The 19,566-nt window shown below is 37.9% G+C and carries 16 protein-coding genes and 2 tRNA genes; 1 reads left to right on the top strand and 17 read right to left on the bottom strand.

What is annotated here, in order from left to right:
* Positions 1–78: 78 nt before the first annotated feature.
* The 17 genes from GQR45_RS13275 to GQR45_RS13195 all read right to left on the bottom strand — a co-directional run bounded on the left by GQR45_RS13275 (position 79) and on the right by GQR45_RS13195 (position 18,620).
* The gene (locus tag GQR45_RS13275) at positions 79–2,400 is read right to left on the bottom strand and encodes an MMPL family transporter (RefSeq protein ID WP_007586903.1); all 2,322 of its coding nucleotides are present in this window, start codon (positions 2,398–2,400) and stop codon (positions 79–81) included.
* Positions 2,400–3,395 carry a YCF48-related protein gene (locus GQR45_RS13270; RefSeq protein WP_165721953.1) on the bottom strand — a complete coding sequence of 332 codons (996 nt, stop codon included), beginning with the start codon at positions 3,393–3,395 and terminating at the stop codon, positions 2,400–2,402. Before GQR45_RS13270 ends, GQR45_RS13275 begins: the two co-directional genes overlap by 1 nt.
* A 126-nt stretch (positions 3,396–3,521) precedes the next feature.
* Positions 3,522–4,886 (bottom strand): DUF1329 domain-containing protein, encoded by a 1,365-nt coding sequence (locus tag GQR45_RS13265; RefSeq protein WP_165726186.1) that lies wholly within the window; start codon positions 4,884–4,886, stop codon positions 3,522–3,524.
* 13 nt (positions 4,887–4,899) lie between these two features.
* Positions 4,900–6,999, bottom strand: a complete 2,100-nt coding sequence (locus GQR45_RS13260) for a DUF1302 domain-containing protein (protein WP_165726185.1) — start codon at positions 6,997–6,999, stop codon at positions 4,900–4,902.
* A gap of 252 nt (positions 7,000–7,251) precedes the next feature.
* Positions 7,252–7,473: a DUF2835 family protein gene (locus GQR45_RS13255; RefSeq protein ID WP_010552655.1), complete on the bottom strand. Its 222-nt coding sequence runs from the start codon at positions 7,471–7,473 to the stop codon at positions 7,252–7,254.
* Complete coding sequence (pepN, locus tag GQR45_RS13250) at positions 7,474–10,068, bottom strand: aminopeptidase N (RefSeq protein WP_165726184.1); 2,595 nt, start codon at positions 10,066–10,068, stop codon at positions 7,474–7,476. It abuts the gene before it with no gap.
* Between the two features lie 47 nt (positions 10,069–10,115).
* Entirely contained in the window at positions 10,116–11,579 is a 1,464-nt protein-coding gene (nhaC, locus tag GQR45_RS13245; RefSeq protein WP_007586912.1) for a Na+/H+ antiporter NhaC, read from the bottom strand.
* 181 nt (positions 11,580–11,760) lie between these two features.
* The gene (gene prc, locus GQR45_RS13240; protein WP_165726183.1) at positions 11,761–13,785 is read right to left on the bottom strand and encodes a carboxy terminal-processing peptidase; all 2,025 of its coding nucleotides are present in this window, start codon (positions 13,783–13,785) and stop codon (positions 11,761–11,763) included.
* A gap of 26 nt (positions 13,786–13,811) precedes the next feature.
* Positions 13,812–14,462 (bottom strand): RNA chaperone ProQ, encoded by a 651-nt coding sequence (proQ, locus tag GQR45_RS13235; RefSeq protein ID WP_007586916.1) that lies wholly within the window; start codon positions 14,460–14,462, stop codon positions 13,812–13,814.
* A gap of 15 nt (positions 14,463–14,477) precedes the next feature.
* Positions 14,478–14,756 carry a hypothetical protein gene (locus tag GQR45_RS13230; RefSeq protein WP_002961910.1) on the bottom strand — a complete coding sequence of 93 codons (279 nt, stop codon included), beginning with the start codon at positions 14,754–14,756 and terminating at the stop codon, positions 14,478–14,480.
* Positions 14,756–15,214, bottom strand: coding sequence for a GAF domain-containing protein (locus GQR45_RS13225; RefSeq protein WP_007586917.1), 459 nt, complete (start codon positions 15,212–15,214; stop codon positions 14,756–14,758). The genes GQR45_RS13230 and GQR45_RS13225 overlap by 1 nt, the downstream gene beginning before the upstream one ends.
* 128 nt (positions 15,215–15,342) lie before the next feature.
* Positions 15,343–15,723, bottom strand: coding sequence for a hypothetical protein (locus tag GQR45_RS13220; RefSeq protein WP_007586920.1), 381 nt, complete (start codon positions 15,721–15,723; stop codon positions 15,343–15,345).
* Positions 15,724–15,897: 174 nt separating this feature from the next.
* Positions 15,898–16,143 (bottom strand): hypothetical protein, encoded by a 246-nt coding sequence (locus GQR45_RS13215; RefSeq protein WP_165726182.1) that lies wholly within the window; start codon positions 16,141–16,143, stop codon positions 15,898–15,900.
* Positions 16,144–16,156: 13 nt separating this feature from the next.
* Positions 16,157–16,969, bottom strand: a complete 813-nt coding sequence (locus GQR45_RS13210; RefSeq protein WP_165726181.1) for a CPBP family intramembrane glutamic endopeptidase — start codon at positions 16,967–16,969, stop codon at positions 16,157–16,159.
* 118 nt (positions 16,970–17,087) lie between these two features.
* Positions 17,088–17,972, bottom strand: coding sequence for a LytTR family DNA-binding domain-containing protein (locus GQR45_RS13205; protein ID WP_101216246.1), 885 nt, complete (start codon positions 17,970–17,972; stop codon positions 17,088–17,090).
* A gap of 383 nt (positions 17,973–18,355) precedes the next feature.
* A tRNA-Ser gene (locus GQR45_RS13200) sits at positions 18,356–18,446 on the bottom strand.
* Positions 18,447–18,529: 83 nt separating this feature from the next.
* A tRNA-Ser gene (locus GQR45_RS13195) sits at positions 18,530–18,620 on the bottom strand.
* Between the two features lie 251 nt (positions 18,621–18,871).
* Between GQR45_RS13195 and GQR45_RS13190 the strand changes: the two genes are divergently transcribed.
* Positions 18,872–19,537 (top strand): Bax inhibitor-1/YccA family protein, encoded by a 666-nt coding sequence (locus GQR45_RS13190; RefSeq protein WP_007580214.1) that lies wholly within the window; start codon positions 18,872–18,874, stop codon positions 19,535–19,537.
* Positions 19,538–19,566: the final 29 nt, after the last annotated feature.

The raw sequence follows: 19,566 nt of genomic DNA, 5'->3' as shown, positions 1-19,566 counted from the left end.
TCAGCTATTTGGTCATCTATTCACAAATTGTAGATATAAATGGCCTTTACAGGCCATTTAGGAGCAAAATTATTCACATTATTTTTTCTGGTCAGTCCAGAGAAGGCTACCAATAGCAGGTAATAACAACACTGCACCTAACATATTTACTAAAAACATGAAGGTTAACAGTATACCCATATCAACTTGGAATTTAAGATCTGAGAATATCCACGTACTCACACCAATCGCAAGTGTAATACCGGTAAATAGAACCGCACTTCCACGTTCAACAAGCGCATTTCGATAAGCAACACTTAATGGTACATTTTGCTTAAGCTGCCCCATCATCGACGACAGTATATAAATGCCGTAATCGACCCCAATACCCACTCCTAGAGCAATAACTGGCAAAGTAGAAACGGTTAAGCCTATTTCTAATTGCACCATAAGTGCTTGTGCAAGTGTTGATACGATATAAAGCGGCAATACCACTGCAATCGTTGCTTTTACGCTTCTAAAGCTCATTAAACATAAAATGATAACGGCACCATAAACATAAAGCATCATTGGTATTTGCGCTTCTGCAACTGATTCATTAGTGGCTGCCATTACACCAACAGGTCCTGACGCTAACTTAAATGCTAATTTATCAGTGCCCTCTTCTTGCGCAAATTGCTTAACACTCTTAATTACAGTATCGATAGTTTGTGCTTTATGATCATCTAAAAATATAATCACTGGCATAACTGAACAATCACCGTTAAGTAAACCTGTACTAGTTTCAACTCGAGACGTTGACTGCACTAAACTTGCTGAATTTCGTGGCAAGCTTTGCCATTTCAAATTGCCTTCGTTGTAGCCTGCGTTAACCGATTGAGCTACAGAGCTCAAACTTACAGCAGACTGCACACCTGCTACATTCTCTACTTTGTATTGAAAACGGCTTATACGCTCCATAACATCATGCTCAGTACATGCTGCAGGATACGCTTCTACAATTACCTTTAAGATATCAGACGAGATAGTGTACTTGTCTGATATTAAAAACGTGTCTTGATTATAACGGGCATCTTGATGCAGTGATGGCGCGCCTGCATGTAAGTCACCTATACGCATTTTATCTGCTTGCCAGTAACCTAAAGCAAATAGAACAAGGGTAAAACCAATAATCATTTTAGCTACTTTAGGATCAGTCGCTTTAACAAGTAAGTCGCGGATTTTATCAAGCATGTTTGGTTTTGCTGCATCACCAGATTGAATATGTACACTGTTTTCAAAGTTCATGTACGAAGCCCAAACTGGCAATAAGATTAAATTAGTAAATATAATTACTGCTACACCTAAACTCGCTGTAATGGCAAGTTCACGGATAATACCAATATCGATGGTAAGTAATGTTAAGAAGCCTACGGTGTCTGAAAGCAGTGCAATACCGCCTGGCACTAATAAAGCCCTAAAACTTGACTGACAACAAATACGTGTTGTTTTACCTTCACCTACTTTTTTACCAATCGCATTTATCATCTGCACACCATGGCTTACACCAATAGCAAATACTAAAAACGGTACCAAAATAGACATAGGATCAAGGCCAAAACCTAAACTTGAAAGCAGGCCTAATTGCCAAATAACAGCAATAATGGAACATGCGATAGGCAAAATAGTCAGCTTTAAACTGCCACAAAATAGCCAGACCATAATAAAGGTAAAAGCGATAGCAATGGCAAAAAATACAACCACCCCTTTTGCACCTTCAGCTATATCACCAGCCATTTTTGCAAAGCCAATAATATGAATACTCACTTTGTCCGTACTTAAAGGCTCTCTTAAATCACTTTCTAGCTTTTGCGCAAAAGCTAATGTGTCTAATTTTTGTTGTGTTTGAGGATCAGTTTCTAAAAGTTGAGCAGTTACCATTGCACACGAATAATCGCTGGCAATCATACGTCCTACAACTTTTGCTTTTTCAATGTTTTCCTTTACTACACCTAAACCACGCTTATCTGCTTTAAAGTTAGCAGGAATAATTGGGCCACCGGCAAAGCCATCCTCCACTACTTCAACAAAACGAGCACTGGGTGAAAATATTGAGTTAACTAATGGACGATTTACGCCAGGAATGAAATAAAGCTGATCGTGAACCGCTTTTAATTGAGTAAAGAACTCTGGATTAAATATATCACCACTGTCATCACACACTGAAATCAAAATACTGTTTGCACCACCAAACTGCTTTTCATGCTTGGTATACACTTTCATATAATCGTGGTTTAACGGGATATTTTTATTAAACGATGCATCTAATTGAATTTGAGTCGCTTTGAATACAAGTAAACAGGTTATAAGTGCAAAACTTATAAGCATAATTAAGCGATGTCTAAAAATCGCCTTTTCAATAAAATCGAGTAGTTTATGCATTAAGGGGTTAACTCCTTCACTTTAATGCCATCTTCTGTAGCCATGATCAGCCTGTTATCTAAAATTACACCATCAAGAATCGCTTTACCGTCAGCAAGCTGCTCGTGGGTGAGTAACCCATCTTGAAGATGAAAAATAACGCCACTGTTGGCAAGCATAAGCCATTGTTTGTTATTATAATTAATGATGTTGTTGATCGTCGCTGTTTTAACATTTTCGAAATGCTGCCACTGCTGTTCACCATTTTGCTTTGCAAAAACATTACCTCGAAGCCCTGCCACAATTTCTTGTGTGCTATCTGATGCAACTGCAAAGAATGAACCAGGATAAATTTCTTCTATCCTTTGCCAAGTTTGACCATCATCAATGCTTCTGGCCATCAAGCCCATCTCACCAACCAGCATTAAACCATTATCTGTTTTTTCGATTCGATTAAAGTGCGGTAAAATTGAAGCAGTTTCGGCTTCGTATCCTTCGGGGTCATTTTCTTTTAAATCGTTCAAGTAATCACGATCATCACTAAATAATAGCGAATCTAAAAAGCGTTTTTGCCAATGTTTACCACCATCGGTGGTTTGATAAAACATGCCATATGCGCCCACTGCAAAACCTTTTAAATCATCTTCAAATAGAATATCTAAACATGGTTTGTCTAATTTTGGTTGTGCTTGTTGTAGTTGCCAATTAATACCACCGTCAGTAGTATTTATTATTGTTGCATCGTGGCCACACGCCCATCCATTATTTTCATTACTAAAATCAACGGCAGTTAATAGCACTTGAGTTGGGACTAGCTCAGCTTGTTGCCATTTATCACCCGAGATACTTTTAATAACAGTACCGTGTTTACCTACTGCAATTAGACTATTGCCTGTGTTGGTTATGTCGGTGAGTAAGGTTTTAGCTGCATTTGTTGCACTGATTGCATTGTTAGGGGCTTCTTGTGCAACACTCGCACCGCTTATTATCAGGCTGGCATATACCAAATACTTCATAAATTTTAATCGCCTTGTACGAGAGAGTTGTTTGTCTTTTTACTGGGGAAAGCGTTGCGCGCTGTAAGACAAACGCGATGAGAAAGGAAAAGGCACTTAACAAATTGTTAAATGCCTAGTTTAATACTATCTACCTGCGCGACGTAAAGCGCTTGAAGTAAATTCGTTATCGTTAAATGACTGTGAAAAATCGTACATTTTTTCTTGGTTATCTAAACCAATTGCTAAATAACGACGAGAATTCAAATCATGATAAACCTCAAGCGTACTCCACTGTGTAGGTACTTCGTAGTAGTTAAGGCCATAAGCCATTGCTACACGGTAAAGTTGGTCGCGGTTATCATAAATATCAGTAACCTGTACTTGCCAGCTATCTTCATCGATGTAAAACACACGTTTTTTATAGATATGACGTGTATCATCTTTTAAGTTAGCTTCAACAACCCAAACACGGTGTTTTTCGTAACGTGTGTGTTCTGGGTTAATATGGCCAGGCATTAAAATATCATCGTACTCTAGCTTATCACTATGAAGTTTATAGCTGTTGTAAGGTATATATAACTCTTGCTTGCCTTTTAGTGTCCAGTTGTAACGATTTGGCGAGCCATTAAACATATCAAAATCATCGGTAGTACGCAGGCTATCTGCAGCTGTGCCTGGTGCATCATATGCAACATTAGGTGCACGACGAACACGACGTTGTCCCGAGTTATAAGTCCATGCTTGACGCGGCGTTAATATTTGATCCATTGTTTCATGAACTAATAATGCAGTACCCGCTAAACGAGCCGGTTCTGTAACGCTTTGTTTAAACTTAAACAAAATATTTGAGTCTTGCAGCTCTGCTGGTGTTGCACTAGGGTCTGAGTATTTAACTAATAACTGCTCATCAAAGCCAACATAGTTATAAGAACCAGATGCAGTCGGTGCAGCTTGACCACCAAAACGCTCAATAGACTGGCCACGGTAACGTAATAAGTGATTCCAAATTGCCTCTAAACCCGTTTTAGGAATAGGGAAAGGAATACCAATCGCCGTATTTTTAATACCGTTACCGCCTTCGATTAATTCAGCAGTCGGTGCAAACTTTTTAGTCGCATCATACACAAACTGAGGGTAAGACGCAGAACGACGTGTTTCATACACAGGCATTTTAAATGTGTCTGGATATGCTTCAAATAAAGCGATTTGACCCGGACTTAAATTAGCTTTGTACTTTTCAATATTACTTTTATCAATAGTGAAAAGCACTTTATCAGCTGTAAATGGGTCAAGGTGATGCATACCAGCTTCATAACCTGCTGGGGCTGTTGTAATGCCATTATTCCATTCTGGAATAGAGCCATCAGCATTAGCTGCTTTTTCTGCGCCCATTGGCGTTAAATTTTGACCTAATTGAGCAACTTCATCAGCGTTTAATTTAGCTAAAGCTGCGCTGCTTGCAAACAAGCTACAAAAAGCTGTAGCGATGAGGGTAGGTTTTTTAATCATAATAATGTTACCCCTAAATAGAATATTTTAAGTTAAAAGAAACGTAATCGCGATCCGAGAAAGTATTAATATCGCCGCCGCCCCAAAACGAGTTATAGCTCACATCAAGTGACCACGCATTTTGGTAGTTAAAGTTCATGGTTGCACCTAAAGATTTACGATCTTCAATAAATAAGAACATAGGATCTGGTGTATTACCATTTACGTCATGAGAAAATACAAAACGTGGAGAGAAGTTAATACCTTTGTAAAGGTTAAAATAATCACCTTTAGCAATTAGGCGGTAACCCCAAGAAGATGCTGTGGCGAATGATTTTTCTTCAGCGCCATTTGATAAACCAAGTTGCAATGTTGAATAATCAGTAGTACCTGGGCCTGTAATTGTGCCACTACGGCCAGTACCGGATACATTTAAACGCATTTCGTCATATTCTGGCATGTTATGAATTTTTACTGCACCCACTTCACCAACTACAGCCCAACTATCAGCACCTAATGAAGGTCCAAATAAGTGAGTAGCCGTGAATTGAATTTGTGATGTATCACGTTCAATATAGCCTTGAGCAACTTCACCCGCACCAACAGAACTAATATCATCGCCAAAACTCATTTGCGAAATACCTGCAAAATCAGGACGAAGACCTGCAAGCGCTAACTGCTCCGGCATAGCTGTGTAAAGTAACTCTACGTCATCAATTTGCAGTGGTTCATCTTGACGAAACGCAAACTCACCCGCAAAGGCTGTTTCACCAATAGTTGTGTTAAAACTTAAACCATATAGTTTAATATCTTCTGGGTAGTCGTTTTCAGCTTTTGAGAAAGCCGTTAAATCAGCAACATTATCTGACGTAATTTCTGTTGTCATGATCATCGCTAAATCTTGAGCAATTGCTGCCTGTGAAAAGTTTGATACACGACCAGATATAAGTGGACGACGACTATGGTAGTTCACGTGGTATAACGCAATTTCAGTATCATTAAATTCAGGTAAAAATATACCTAAACGTAAACCGTACTGTCCGCCATCTTCAGGTTCATTTTTACCATTATCTCCTTTACCTTTTAACGCAACCTTAGTTGGGTAAGCAAGATACATTTGGGCTAATAAAGCACTCCCTTCAGCACTTGAAGGATCAATACCTTGAGCAGCTGCTGCTAATGCAAAATCAGATGTTAGGTTATTTAAACTATCCGTTAAAAAAGCAACATCAATATCAGGATTAGACGTAAAGCCTAATTGAACATTCTGCTGATAACCATTTTCTGCTGCAAAGTCATTAGTAGAAAAGTATGTACCTGCTGCTGGTAAACGTGTTTCTTGCCATTGATATTGGTAGAAACCTTCAAGCGTAATGTTCTCAGTAATTCCGAGCGATGCCCAAAGCATACCGATTGGTATAAATGCTTCCTTTAGCTCAGCGCCAGGTGCTTTTAATCGATCTATATCAACTGGGTTTACGTTAATACCATGAGATATAAGCGTACTTTCACCCCAGTTAACTACTTGCTGGCCTAAACGGACAGATAAAGGGTTATTACCATCATTTAAATCAAAATCGGCCCATACAAACGCATCTAATAAACGTATGTCGGCACAACTTTGTGCTTTGGTGTCTTTATCGTCACATGGATCAACACCCTGCCCTGATGTAGGATTTGAATATGCATGATTGCCATCCATCAACGCAAAGTCATAAAAATACATGAAGCGAGTGAACAAACCGTAGTTATCTTTATTTATTGAAAGGTCGTGTGTGCCCTTCAATAGTTTTGAGAAGGAGTCACCACTATCAAAATTTAAATTACCCGCATCACCATTGTTTGAGTAAGAGCCCGGTTGTGCCCATACATCTTGTGATGAGTAAATAGTATTACTTAGCGCTGGGTTGTATCCTGTCCAATCAAATGCTGGGTTATTACTTTTGCCAATTAGGTTAAAGTCTCTGTCTTCTACACGAACACTTTGCCCATATGAAAAGGTTGAATCGAAGGTAATATCAAAACCTCCAGCTTCAAATGTTACAGCTTGAGTACTTGCTGCAGATAAACCTAAACTAGCGGCTGCTAAACCTATAGCGATTCTATTTTTAACAAAAAGCGATCTTCTTATCATTTTGGTTCCCCCCTGTCGCGGGTCATTTTGTGTGATCAAGTTATTGTTTTTAGTGTAATCATAACGATAGAAGCGAATCAGTAAAATTACAAATACTCGCTCTAATCTGTCATATACTTCTTATTCTGGTTAACGCTTACGTATTGGTAAGACGTCGTACCAGATAATTTATACACGTAATTTAACAATAGGACAAATTGAAATTAACAAAAATACAATATTTTTATGTATATATAACATAAAAACCGAGCGTCAGGCCACTCGCTCTAGGCGGATGAACTTGTTTTCGGGGGTTAATAAGAGTCTAAAACGGCCACGTACACCCAAGCTCGAAATGAAGGGCCTCAAATGCGTAGCAGCAAAACGAATTGTTTTACCGCCATCCTCTACAACTTGTAAAGAGCTAAAACGGCCATGGTAGTAATCCATGCACTCGTTATAGCTCAATCTTAAGGTAAAATAATACTCAATCATTTATGCGAGCGCTTTTTCAACCTTTTCATACAAGTCAGCACTTAGGCCATCTAAATTGGCTAAGCGCTGTAATTGCAGTTTCATTGCTTGTGAGCGTACATCATCGTAACGCTTCCACGACATAAACGGTGTTAGCATACGCGATGCATTTTGTGGATTAATTGCATTAAGTTTTATTAATAAATCACCTAATAACGCATAGCCTTGAGCATCTGCTCGATGAAATTGTGCTGTATTAAAGTGGCTAAAACTTCCTACAAGTGCACGTACACGGTTAGGATTTGAAAAATCAAAACACGGGTGTTCGTAAAGTGCCTTAATATCATCTATAGCAGTACTGCCTGATTGCATAGCTTGCAGTGCAAACCACTTATCCATGACTAAAACATCATGACGCCACTGACTATCAAAATGACTCAAAAGCTCACCTCTAATAGGGTGTGAAGCTTTTACCACAGCGCTTAGGGCACCAAGTACATTAGTCATATTAGTCGAGCTTGCAGCTTCCTTAATAAAGGTTACAGCCTCAGGTTTTTGTGTTTTAGCAAGGTAGTGCAGACATATTTGCTTTAAAGCACGATTCGCAACAGCGCTTGCACTTATACTGCCATCATCTTCAAGAGATTCGTAACAATTAAGCAGCTCATCAGCAAGTTCATCAGCAATGTGTTGCTCAAACTTTTCTGTTATTTCAATAATGTCATCTACAGGTATTACATCAAATTCAGCAGCTAACGTGTCAAAACTCGGCAATTTAAACAGCTCTGCAATTAAAGCTAAATCGCCCTCTTTGGTGTTTATAAGTACACGTAGCGCATTTATAATTTCGCTGCTTAATACGCTATTCGTTGCATCGGTGATTTGAGATTTAATCGCCTTAATGAATAGCTGCTGTTGTGCATCCCAACGTGAAAAATCACTGCGCGCAAAACGCATAATATGCAATAGTTCAGGCTCTGTTGTTTGCTGATTTAAAATACAAGGCGCAGAAAAGTCTTCGAGTAAAACCGCAACAGGCTTTTCTAAAATATTATCAAAGCTAAATGTTTGAGTCGCATTAGTTACATCGAGTACATGATCTAGCTTTTTACCTTTATATTGCAGAGCAATACTTTGTCCATTGGCATCAAGTAGTTCAATAGCAAAAGGTATATGAAGCTTTTTATTCTCTGGCTGATTAGCTGGCGCTGTTTGCTCGATTGTCAAAGTGTATGTATTTGAGCTGCTATCAAATTCTTGAATTGCATTTAAACGCGGTGTACCTGATTGGCTGTACCATTGTTTAAATTGCTCTAAATCAACACCTGATGCATCGCTCATCGCACTTACAAAGTCATCACATGTAACTGCTTGCCCATCGTGGCGCTCAAAGTAAAGCGTCATCCCATTTTGAAAGTTAGTTTCACCCAGTAATGTGTGCATCATACGGATAACTTCAGCACCTTTATCGTATACAGTTACTGTATAAAAGTTATTCATTTCAATAACTTTCTCAGGGCGAATTGGGTGAGCCATAGGGCCTGCATCTTCGCTAAACTGATGCGTACGCATAACTTTGACCGCATCAATTCGGTTAAGTGCACGAGAGCCTAAATCACTACTGAACTCTTGGTCTCTAAATACAGTTAACCCTTCTTTTAGCGATAACTGAAACCAATCTCTACAAGTAACTCGGTTACCTGTCCAGTTATGAAAGTACTCATGCCCTACAATGGATTCAATCGTATGGTAGTCTTTATCTGTGGCTGTTTCTTGATTAGCTAATACGCATTTACTGTTAAAAACGTTTAGCCCTTTATTTTCCATCGCGCCCATGTTGAAAAAATCGACGGCTACAATCATATAAATATCAAGGTCATACTCTAAATTAAAGCGTTCTTCATCCCACTGCATTGCCTTTTTGAGTGAGGCAATAGCATGGGGTGTTTTAGATAAATTACCTTTATCAACAAACAATGCTAATTCTACATCTCTGCCGCTTTTAGTCGTGTACGTATCTTTTAAAACATCAAAATCGCCCGCTACAAGTGCAAATAAATAGCTCGGCTTTTTAAATGGGTCTTGCCATTTCACAAAATGACGACCATCTTGTGTTTCACCACTGTCTACTTGATTACCATTAGAAAGAAGTTGTAGATACTTTTTATCGGCAATAATAGTTACATCAAACGTGGCAAGTACATCAGGGCGATCCATGTAATAGGTGATCTTTCTAAAACCCTGCGCTTCACACTGTGTACAATACGCACCGCCAGATAAATACAACCCCTCTAAAGAAGTATTCGTCTCAGGCGATATCTCGGTCACAATACTTAATTGACAACTATCCGGTAGGTTATTAATTATTAGCTGCTCGCCAATAATTTCATAATCAGTTATATCAACCGTATCAATAGATAAAGACAGTAAGCGTAAATCAATACCATCAAGCACTAAAGGTGCTTTTTTATCACCAACACGCGTAAGCGTTAGCAAAGAGCTTACTTTGGTTGATAATGGCTGTAAGTCAAAGGTTAGCTCTGTGTGGTCAATTAAAAAATCAGGAGCTTTATAGTCTTTAAGATATTGTGCTTGAGGTTTACTTGATTCAGTCATAGATACTCCAAAACAGCTCCTTTTAAGTTAAAAGGAGCTGTTTAAAATTAGGCGGATTGTTTTGGCTTAATACGTAAAATTTTAATGCCCAAGTAGGCATAAACCACCGCTAAAACAGGGTTAATTAAGTTAAAGAAAGCGTAGAGCGCATAATCAAAAGGATTTATTAGTAAAACGCTTTGCATATATGCACCACACGTGTTCCATGGAATTAGTGGGCTAGTAATTGTACCGCCATCTTCCAATGTACGAGATAAGTTAACAGGCTTCAAACCACGTTTTTCATATTCATCTTTAAACATACGACCAGGTACAACAATTGCAATATATTGATCGGCCGCTATCACGTTAGTACCAATACACGTTGCTATTGTTGCCGCAATTAACGATCCCGTACTTTTTGCTATTTTAAGTATGCTTTTAACAAAAATATCCAAAAGGCCTGTTTTTTCCATAATGGCACCAAACATCAGTGCAGTCATAATAAGCCATGTGGTTGTAAGCATTCCGGACATACCGCCACCACTGAGTAGAGAGTCCATTTTGTCATCGCCTGTACTTATGCTAAAACCATCAAAAAACGTCGTCCAAACAAGCTTAAAATAGCCAACTAGCTGCCCTTGAGAAACATCAATTTGGCTAGCAATTAAATCAGATTGAAACAACATGGCCCAAACAGCGCCCACAACAGCACCGATAGAGATAGCAGGAAAGGCTGGCATTTTTTTAATCGCTAAAACTAAAAGTACAATTAGCGGGATTAGCATTTCAAAACCAATATTAAAGTTTTGCTGTAAAATAGCCGTTATTTCATCAATGCGCCCCGCTTCGCTTGAAGCAGTTGCGTTAAAGCCCATGAATATAAATATAATCAGTGCAATTACAAAACTTGGTACTGTCGTCCACAGCATATGTTGAATATGCTCAAATAAATCAGCGCCTACAACTGCTGGCGCTAAATTGGTTGTTTCAGACAGCGGGCTTAACTTATCACCAAAGTACGCGCCAGATATAACAGCGCCTGCTGTAACTGTTTGTTCAAGTCCAAGACCCGTTGCAACGCCTAATAAAGCAACACCTATCGTAGCGGCAGTAGTCCAAGAACTACCTATACTCATAGCTACAATGCCACAAATTAAACAACTCGCTGCATAAAACCAACTTGGGTTTATAACTTGCAAGCCATAATAAATTAAAGTTGGTACAGTTCCAGAAAGTAGCCAAGTGCCAATTAACGCACCTACCATAAGTAAAATTAGGATAGCGCCAAGTGAAAGCGTTATACCTTCGATCATAGCTTGTTCTAATTTTTTCCATGTATAACCGTTTTTAAGCCCAATTAAAGCCGCTGCAAAAGTAGCAAATAAAAGTGCAATTTGGTTAGGGCCTGATGAAGAGTTATCACCAAATAAGTAAACTGCAGCACCAAGTAAACAAATTAATACAGAGATAGGAATTAATGCATCAAAAAACGAGGCGGGCTTGATTGGTTTGTCATCCAATAGCTTCAAAGTAGAGACTCCTAGACACACTTACTGTGTGTTTAATTATTATTTTTAGCACGTAAAGCGCATTAATTGAGCATGATTGATCTAGCTCAACTTTATGTAATCAAATATTATAACAATTTAGTAAATTTTAGGTAGTAAAAAAGGCGCTAATGCGCCTTTTTTATAGAGGTAAAACCAGTTGTTACTTCTTAGCTATACGACCATAATTAATATAATCTTGAGTAATTAATGCAGCTTCTTCCAAAAATGGGTCAAGCTCTTCAATTACTTCAGGTAAATCGTCTAAGTTTTCTACCGGATCTTTACCTAAACGCTTAAGACGTTCGTTAGTACGTACAAGTGCACGTGCTTCACCTTCATCTTTTTCTTTAATACGGTCTGCTTCAACTAAAGAGATAGTTTTACGGTCTTTCTCTTCGTTGTATAAGGTAATGTCGTTAAATACATAACCAAATTCTGGTTCTGATTTAATTCGTACTTCGTGTTGTTTCTCAAGGTACGTAATAATAGGTGTTAAATTACCTAATTTTTTGTATTTCGCTTTAACAATGCTGTCCCAAGGAAGTGCATTATCTTGCTTACTTTCGCCCCACTCTGCAGGATCGATTGCTGATGGAAACGAAATATCAGGGATCACACCTTTATGTTGCGTACTACCACCGTTAATACGATAAAACTTAGCAATCGTATATTGTACGCTACCCAGCGCATTATCATATAAATCGTAAGCGCGGCCTAAGCCTTTGTGCTGCTGTACTGTACCTTTACCAAAAGTTTGTTCGCCAATAATAACTGCACGACCATAATCTTGCATAGCTGCTGCAAATATTTCAGAAGCAGAGGCACTGTAACGGTCAACTAAAACAGTTAAAGGACCATCGTAATAAGTTATACCATCACGATCTTTTTGCTCTTCAATACGGTTATTTAAAGTATGAATTTGAACAACTGGACCTTGGTCAAAAAACAAACCAGACAATTGTGTTGCTTCATATAAAGAACCACCACCATTTTGGCGTAAGTCGATAATAATACCATCAACTTTTTCTTCTTTAAGCTTAGCCAGCTCAACTTTTACATCTTTCGAAAGATTATTGTAAAAGCCTGGAATTTCAATCACGCCAACTTTACTTGTTAAATCAGAGTATTTGGCTTCAAATACTTCTGATTTAGCCGCTCTATCTTCAAGTCGAATTTTATCACGCGTGATTTCAACAACTTTAGGTGCGCCGTGAGCGTCAACACCTTTTAAATACTGTAGACGTACTTTAGTCCCTTTAGGACCTTTAATTAAATCAACTACGTCATCTAAACGCCAGCCAATTACGTCTACAAATTCTTCGCCATCTTGGGCAACACCAATAATGCGGTCATCAGCTTTAATTTGATCTGTTTTATCTGCAGGGCCTCCCGGCACTAAGCTGCGAATAACAGTGTAGTCTTCATCAGGGCTTAGCACGGCACCAATGCCCTCAAGCTCTAAATCCATATCCATTTTGAATTGCTCTGCACGACGTGGCGATAAATAAGACGTATGCGCCTCAATACTACGTGCTAGCGAATTCATAACAATTTGAAAAGCATCTTCTGAATTAGATTGTACTAAACGTTTTTCTGCATTTTTATAGCGTTTGGTCAGCACTTCTTTAATGCCTTCCCAATCTTTACCCGTCATTTTTAAACGCAGTGCGTCGTACTTTACACGCTCACGCCAAATTTCATCAAGCTCAGCTTGTGACACAGGCCATGCTGAATCTTCACGGTCAAAAAAGTATTCATCTTCTTTATCAAACGTCATTTCTTTTTCAAGTAAAGTAAGTGAATACTCGTAACGTTCAAAACGGCGTTTAAGACTTAAGTTAAAAATATCAAACGTAAAGTCTAATTTACCGGTAGTAATAGCGTTATCAAAGTCATCACGATATTGCTCAAAAGAAGCGATATCGCTGGCTAAGAAAACGCTTTTATTAAAATCAAGGGATTCGATATAACGATCGTACACTTTACTAGAAAGCTCATCGTTAAATCGAACCGGTGTATAGTGTGAACGAGCAAATAAGCTGGCCACTCGTTTGCTAGCAGTACCATGTTGACTCTCTTGCTTAAGCTGGGGTAAATCGTCAATTGTAACGGCTTCTACAGCAGCAAATAATGAACCTGAAAACAGGGCAGCAACTAACGGAATGAGCGTAAACTTTTTACTCATACACAACTCCTTAATTTATTTACAACTTAAACGATGTATAAGCTGTCAGCTTTGGTTTTAACTTGCATACCTGTCACTAATTCAACATGAACGTCATCTTTGTTCACTTCAGTGATTACTGCATTTACAAGTGCTTGGCCAAGTTTAACCTTAACCTTATTATTAACCTTGACCTCAGTTGCTGGTAAAGGTTCAATTTTTCCTGAACGTTTAACTGGCGCTGCTTTAGCAGGTTTGTTAGCTGCAGGTGCGTTTTTATCGCCTGCTTTGCTAGCATGAGCTGGTTTTTTCTTGAAAGATTTAGAATCAGAATCTTGGCGAGGACGCTGTTGTTTTTTGCGTTTTGCCATTTTAGCGCGGCTTTCTTCCAATGCTTTTTGTGCATGGTCGATATGCTCTTGCTCAACTTTTTCACCTTGATTACCATCAAGATCAATACGAAACTCTGACTTTGTCACAGCTTCTAAATAACGCCAATTAGACGTGTATTTTCTAAGCGCTTGACGAACTTGAGTCTTACTTACTTTTTCAGACCCTTCAATACGCTCAGCAATATCTTTAAAAATACCTACTTTAAGCGGCTTGATGCCATCTTTTTGTTTAAAACATTGTGGGAATTCTTGATATAAAAATTCCAACACTTCATTAATATCTTTTAGCTTGTTTGTGGTTTCCATTTTAGAACCTATTTTTCACATCTTTTCATCAAGGGACGAATCGACGTAGTGTGTTACCCAGTCGACCAACTCTTCGAAATCGGCTTCTATTACAGCCATATCACCCCGAAGGTGTTCCCAAATACCATTAATTGTTTCATCAATAAATTCACATTCTGAATCATCTGGAAGACGATCCCATGCAATATGAATTAAATCATTGAGCGTTTCCGCTACATGCTCTTCTTCGCCTTCCCAGTCGCCAACATCTTGCACAGCAAATAGGTAGTCTTGAACATTTAGCAAATCTTTCATTAAAGGCTCGCCTCTAAGCATTTCACTAATGCTTCAAGGCCAGCTTTATCATCAGCATCAAACCGGCCAATACTTGGACTATCAATGTCTAGTACTGCGAATACTTTACCATGTTTCATGATAGGTACAACTACTTCAGAGTTAGACGCTGCATCGCAGGCTATATGCCCGTCAAAAGCGTGAACATCTTCAATTAATTGTGTTTCAGCGGTTGCCGCAGCTGTTCCACATACCCCTTTCCCAACGGGAATACGGATGCATGCAGGATTACCTTGAAACGGACCAAGTACTAATTCAGTAGGAGAATCCATAAAGTAAAAGCCCGCCCAATTTACATCTTCTAAAGAGGTAAATAACAGCGCGCTTATGTTTGCCAAATTGGCAATTACATTAGATTCACCAGCTATCAGCGATTCAGTTTGCTTAACTAATGACTGGTAAAAATCGTGCTTTTGCATACCAAACTACTTCTTATTAAACATACAGTAGCTAAAGGTACTCTTTGTCGTGAAAAATTGGAACCTTTTGGAGGTAAAAAAAAGGAAATCGCACCGTTTATCAGCGTGCTTGGTTAATAATGCTGCGATTATTTTTTTACCGATTTGCGAAGACCAAATAAAAACAGTCCGGCTGCAAATGCTGACATAACACTATTAATCAAAAATATCTCGCCAGTTGAGGCACTTAATAAGTAACTAAATATAGCGCCACCTAACAAACCAAGCGTTAATACACCTGAATAATTAACTTTAGAATACTTAAACATTAGTAAATACCCTGGCACAACAAAGGCCGCCATCGTTAAGCCTACAATATGTGCATTTGAGATAGCAGTCATTAACAGTTGAAAAAATACGGATAAGAAATCACCCTGTAGCGTTAGTGCATAATACAATCCTAACAAGCTGCCAATAATTACCGGGGACAATAATGAAAGCGCGACGCTTTTTGCGAGTTGATGTTTCATCTAATAATCCTTAATACAGAGTATAAATTTTAATGTATTAAGCATGCACCAAGATCTAAAGCTTAGAAATAGAGACTATGGTCGTAATTTATGATTAAAAATAAACCTTATTGCAGTATGAGCCTATTAATAAATTAATAGGCTCATAGGTTTGGGTTATACTTATCAAAGTGCTTATAACTGAGCTATTTTATTTGATAACTCAAAGTGGCGAGATGTTACTATTTCCTCTAGCACTGCCAATCTTTTGTTCAACATCGCTGTTTGTTCCTCTAATTTTGTTATCTTATTATTATTCAGTCCTTTAAATTTTGCTTGCGCTGCCATTATTGTAGTTTTATAAGCGAAATAACGTTTAGTAATAGTAAGAATCAAAAAGGGTGAGCTAAATATAATTATTACAATAAATAGTTCTAGCATGGTCGTTTCCCAATCAATTTAAGTTAGCTTGTTGCGTATAAAGGCCACTTTTAGTGCATTGAAATAATTTTGATAATGTAACTTCACGCTGCTTTCCTCGTCGAATTAGCATCTCAACATACACAATACTTAGTACAATTGCTGTTGCTTTAAATAAGTTACCTTGTAGATCACCTACTGCGCCGCCCGACATACCAAATATTCCGTAAGCTGCATTCATAAAAATATGCATCCACATAGGAAACCAAATACGATAACCACATTCACAATATAGCCACGCAAACCATGTACCTGCTACAGTAGTGATCGCAACCGCCATCAATGCAGAAATCGCATCATTACCTTGATAAATATGGCCCAGGCCAAATATTACTGAACTAATCAATGCCGCAGGCACAAAGCCCCATCTACAATATTTAAATAAAACACCAAACAATGCAGCCCTAAAAATTAGCTCTTCAAAAAAACCCGCATAAACTGAGCCGGTGATTATTGCTGGTATTGATAGGTTAAGTTCATCACTCAAAAATCCATAACCTATTGCCATAGGAGCACAACAAATAATTGCTGCGAGTGCATAGTTAATAAAACCAGAAGAATTAAGCCCTATAGATTCAAAAGGCTCACTTTGTTTAAACAAAAGAATAGCCGCAATAACTAACGGTCCATATAAAAAAGTATATTTAGCGGGGGTAAATAAAATGCCAGTTAGATTATCAAGTTCAGACAACCAGCTAGACCAACCTTCTCCCCAAAACTGCCTCATTACATAGTGGCAAAATACAAATATAGAAATTATTACAAGTGCCTTGATAGCGTATTTCATATCTACTTTCCTCGTTAAGTTGTAAATTTCAACTTAATCTTGGCAATAGTAAAAATACAAAGCGACTTATTAGGTCTCAATTACAAGACGAGGTATAAAGCCCATGTTTTAGGGGGGATTAACATGTTTTTGGGATTAATGACAAAGCATCTTTTATTACTTTTACATAAGAACGAGACACCGGTATTTTAATATCAATTGTATGCAGCGATAATTGCAACCCTCCAGCATTACCACTGTAGTGCTGAATGTTTTGCAGGTTGACCGCATAAGAACGGTGGCATCGTAATATAATTGTATTTTCTGGAAGCTGCTTTAATAAACCGCTAAGAGATACACGTAATAGTTTACGTGAAGTTGAAGCTCCTTCCAGTATTGTTATTTCACAATAGTTGTCTGAAGATTTAATAAATAAAATATGGTGATGAGCCGTGTTAATTTCGTCGTTTTTATTATCGCCTTTAAGAGTAATTGTCTTTAATTCAACTTCTCTCAACTGCTCTTGAACGACGCTAACTGTACTTGGCTTAGTTAAATCTATTACATGCCTATTTACCACAAGTAAAAAAATAAGAGGAAATACACCAATACAAAAAATATACCCTACAAAAAGTAATTGATTCTGCCAATGCCAAGACCCAAGTACAGCAACCACAAAATACCCATGATTGAATAACGCAGTAATTAAAATATATGTGACAGGAATAATAATTAAACGGCTTAATTTACTTAGCTTAAACTTAAGTAACACTATTTCTATGAATCCTGACAATAGCAAAGCACAAAAGGTTACTAACCCATAGCCAAAAAGCCGCAGAAACTTGTAAGACTCGGTATCGCTTGAAGTGCCAAAAGGTTGAAATACAAAAAGTACAAAAAGCGCTATAAACGAAAACATGACGGCACGATATACAACTAACTTTCTCGAATCTAGATCATCTTTGAGCCACAACATCCTATTTTGCATACCTTTAATCCACCAATGTTTAAAAATAGCACACATTAATATGTGCATTCCAACTCATTTAAAATTTTTTGTGATGGTAGTTTTATTAAAAACAAAAAAAGGAAGAGAACATCAACGTTATTTAACAGCAGAAGATGGTGTGTGAGCAATTCTATCTGCTTTTAAGATTTTACTAATGAGAGATAAAACATGTAATACCAATTCGCTTAATTAAGTGGTCTATTTTGAGGGCGGAAAAACGTGTTGATAGCTAGGCAAAAAATTTGCTATTTAGTTGTTCTAAATGAGAATTTTTTAACGCAGGGAGCGACACGTTTAGCCCCGCAAAATGATTAAGTATTATTGCGGATTGGTATAAGTGCACTAATTTTGTTCCAAACACAAAAAAGCCCGCTAAATTAGCGGGCTATTTTGTTATATGGTGGAGAGATAGGGATTTGAACCCTAGATGGGCTATAAACCCATGCCGGTTTTCAAGACCGGTGCATTCGACCACTCTGCCATCTCTCCGATACTGCTAAGTTAGAAGTAAGAGTGTACTAATAACTATTTAAATGAATGATACTTTAATTACCACACACTTATCAAATAAGTGGTGGAGAGATAGGGATTTGAACCCTAGATGGGCTATAAACCCATGCCGGTTTTCAAGACCGGTGCATTCGACCACTCTGCCATCTCTCCGCACGGCCTGCATAATAGGGAAACCCATCCCTTTTGTGAAGCTTTTTTTTAAATTAATTGTTTAAGTGCTTAAAAAACAATTAATTTGTCTAAAGTTAGAACAAAGTGTTTTTAATTTAGCCGTCAATACTCTTTTATTTAAATATTTAACTCTATTGATCTACAAAGGTTTGCCCAAACATATAAGAGTTGGTAATCTAATTTTAGTTAAATTATCGAAACACACACGTTTCACTTAAAGGAGCTCTACAATGGCGTTTAATCAATCGTACAATACCGCGAAACCGGTAATGTCTACCATTGAAACAAACAAGGTACTTAAAAACACCTACTTTTTACTAGCTATGACACTTGCATTCAGTGCAGTTACAGCCGGTATTTCAATGGCACTACAATTACCTTACTTTATGGGAATTGTGTTTACACTTGTTTCGTTCGGTTTATTATTTGTTGTAAATAAAAAAGCAGATACAGCATCTGGTGTATTTTGGGTGTTTGCTTTCACAGGTTTAATGGGGGCTGGCTTAGGTCCATTGCTTAACCATTATGCTGCAATGCCTAATGGCCCAATGCTTATTATGCAAGCGTTAGGTTCTACTGCGCTTATCTTTTTTGGTTTATCTGCTTACGCACTGAACACTAAAAAAGACTTCTCATTCATGGGTGGCTTTTTAACGGTTGGCTTAATCGTTGTGATTGTAGCTAGTATTGTTAACATTTTTGTTGGCAGTTCACTTATGTTTATGGTGCTTAATGCTGCAGTTGTATTGATCATGTCTGGTTTGATTTTATTCGATACAAGCCGAATCATTAACGGCGGCGAAACCAACTACATTCGCGCAACAGTATCTTTATACCTAAGCGTATATAACTTATTTACGTCTTTACTTGCTCTACTTGGCGCAAGTGATGACTAATTAAATAGTTCTGTTAAAATAGCCCCTTA

The organism is Pseudoalteromonas sp. SA25, assembly GCF_011378705.1.
GTDB lineage: Bacteria > Pseudomonadota > Gammaproteobacteria > Enterobacterales > Alteromonadaceae > Pseudoalteromonas > Pseudoalteromonas arctica.
This window is presented reverse-complemented; position numbering and strand designations above follow the sequence as displayed.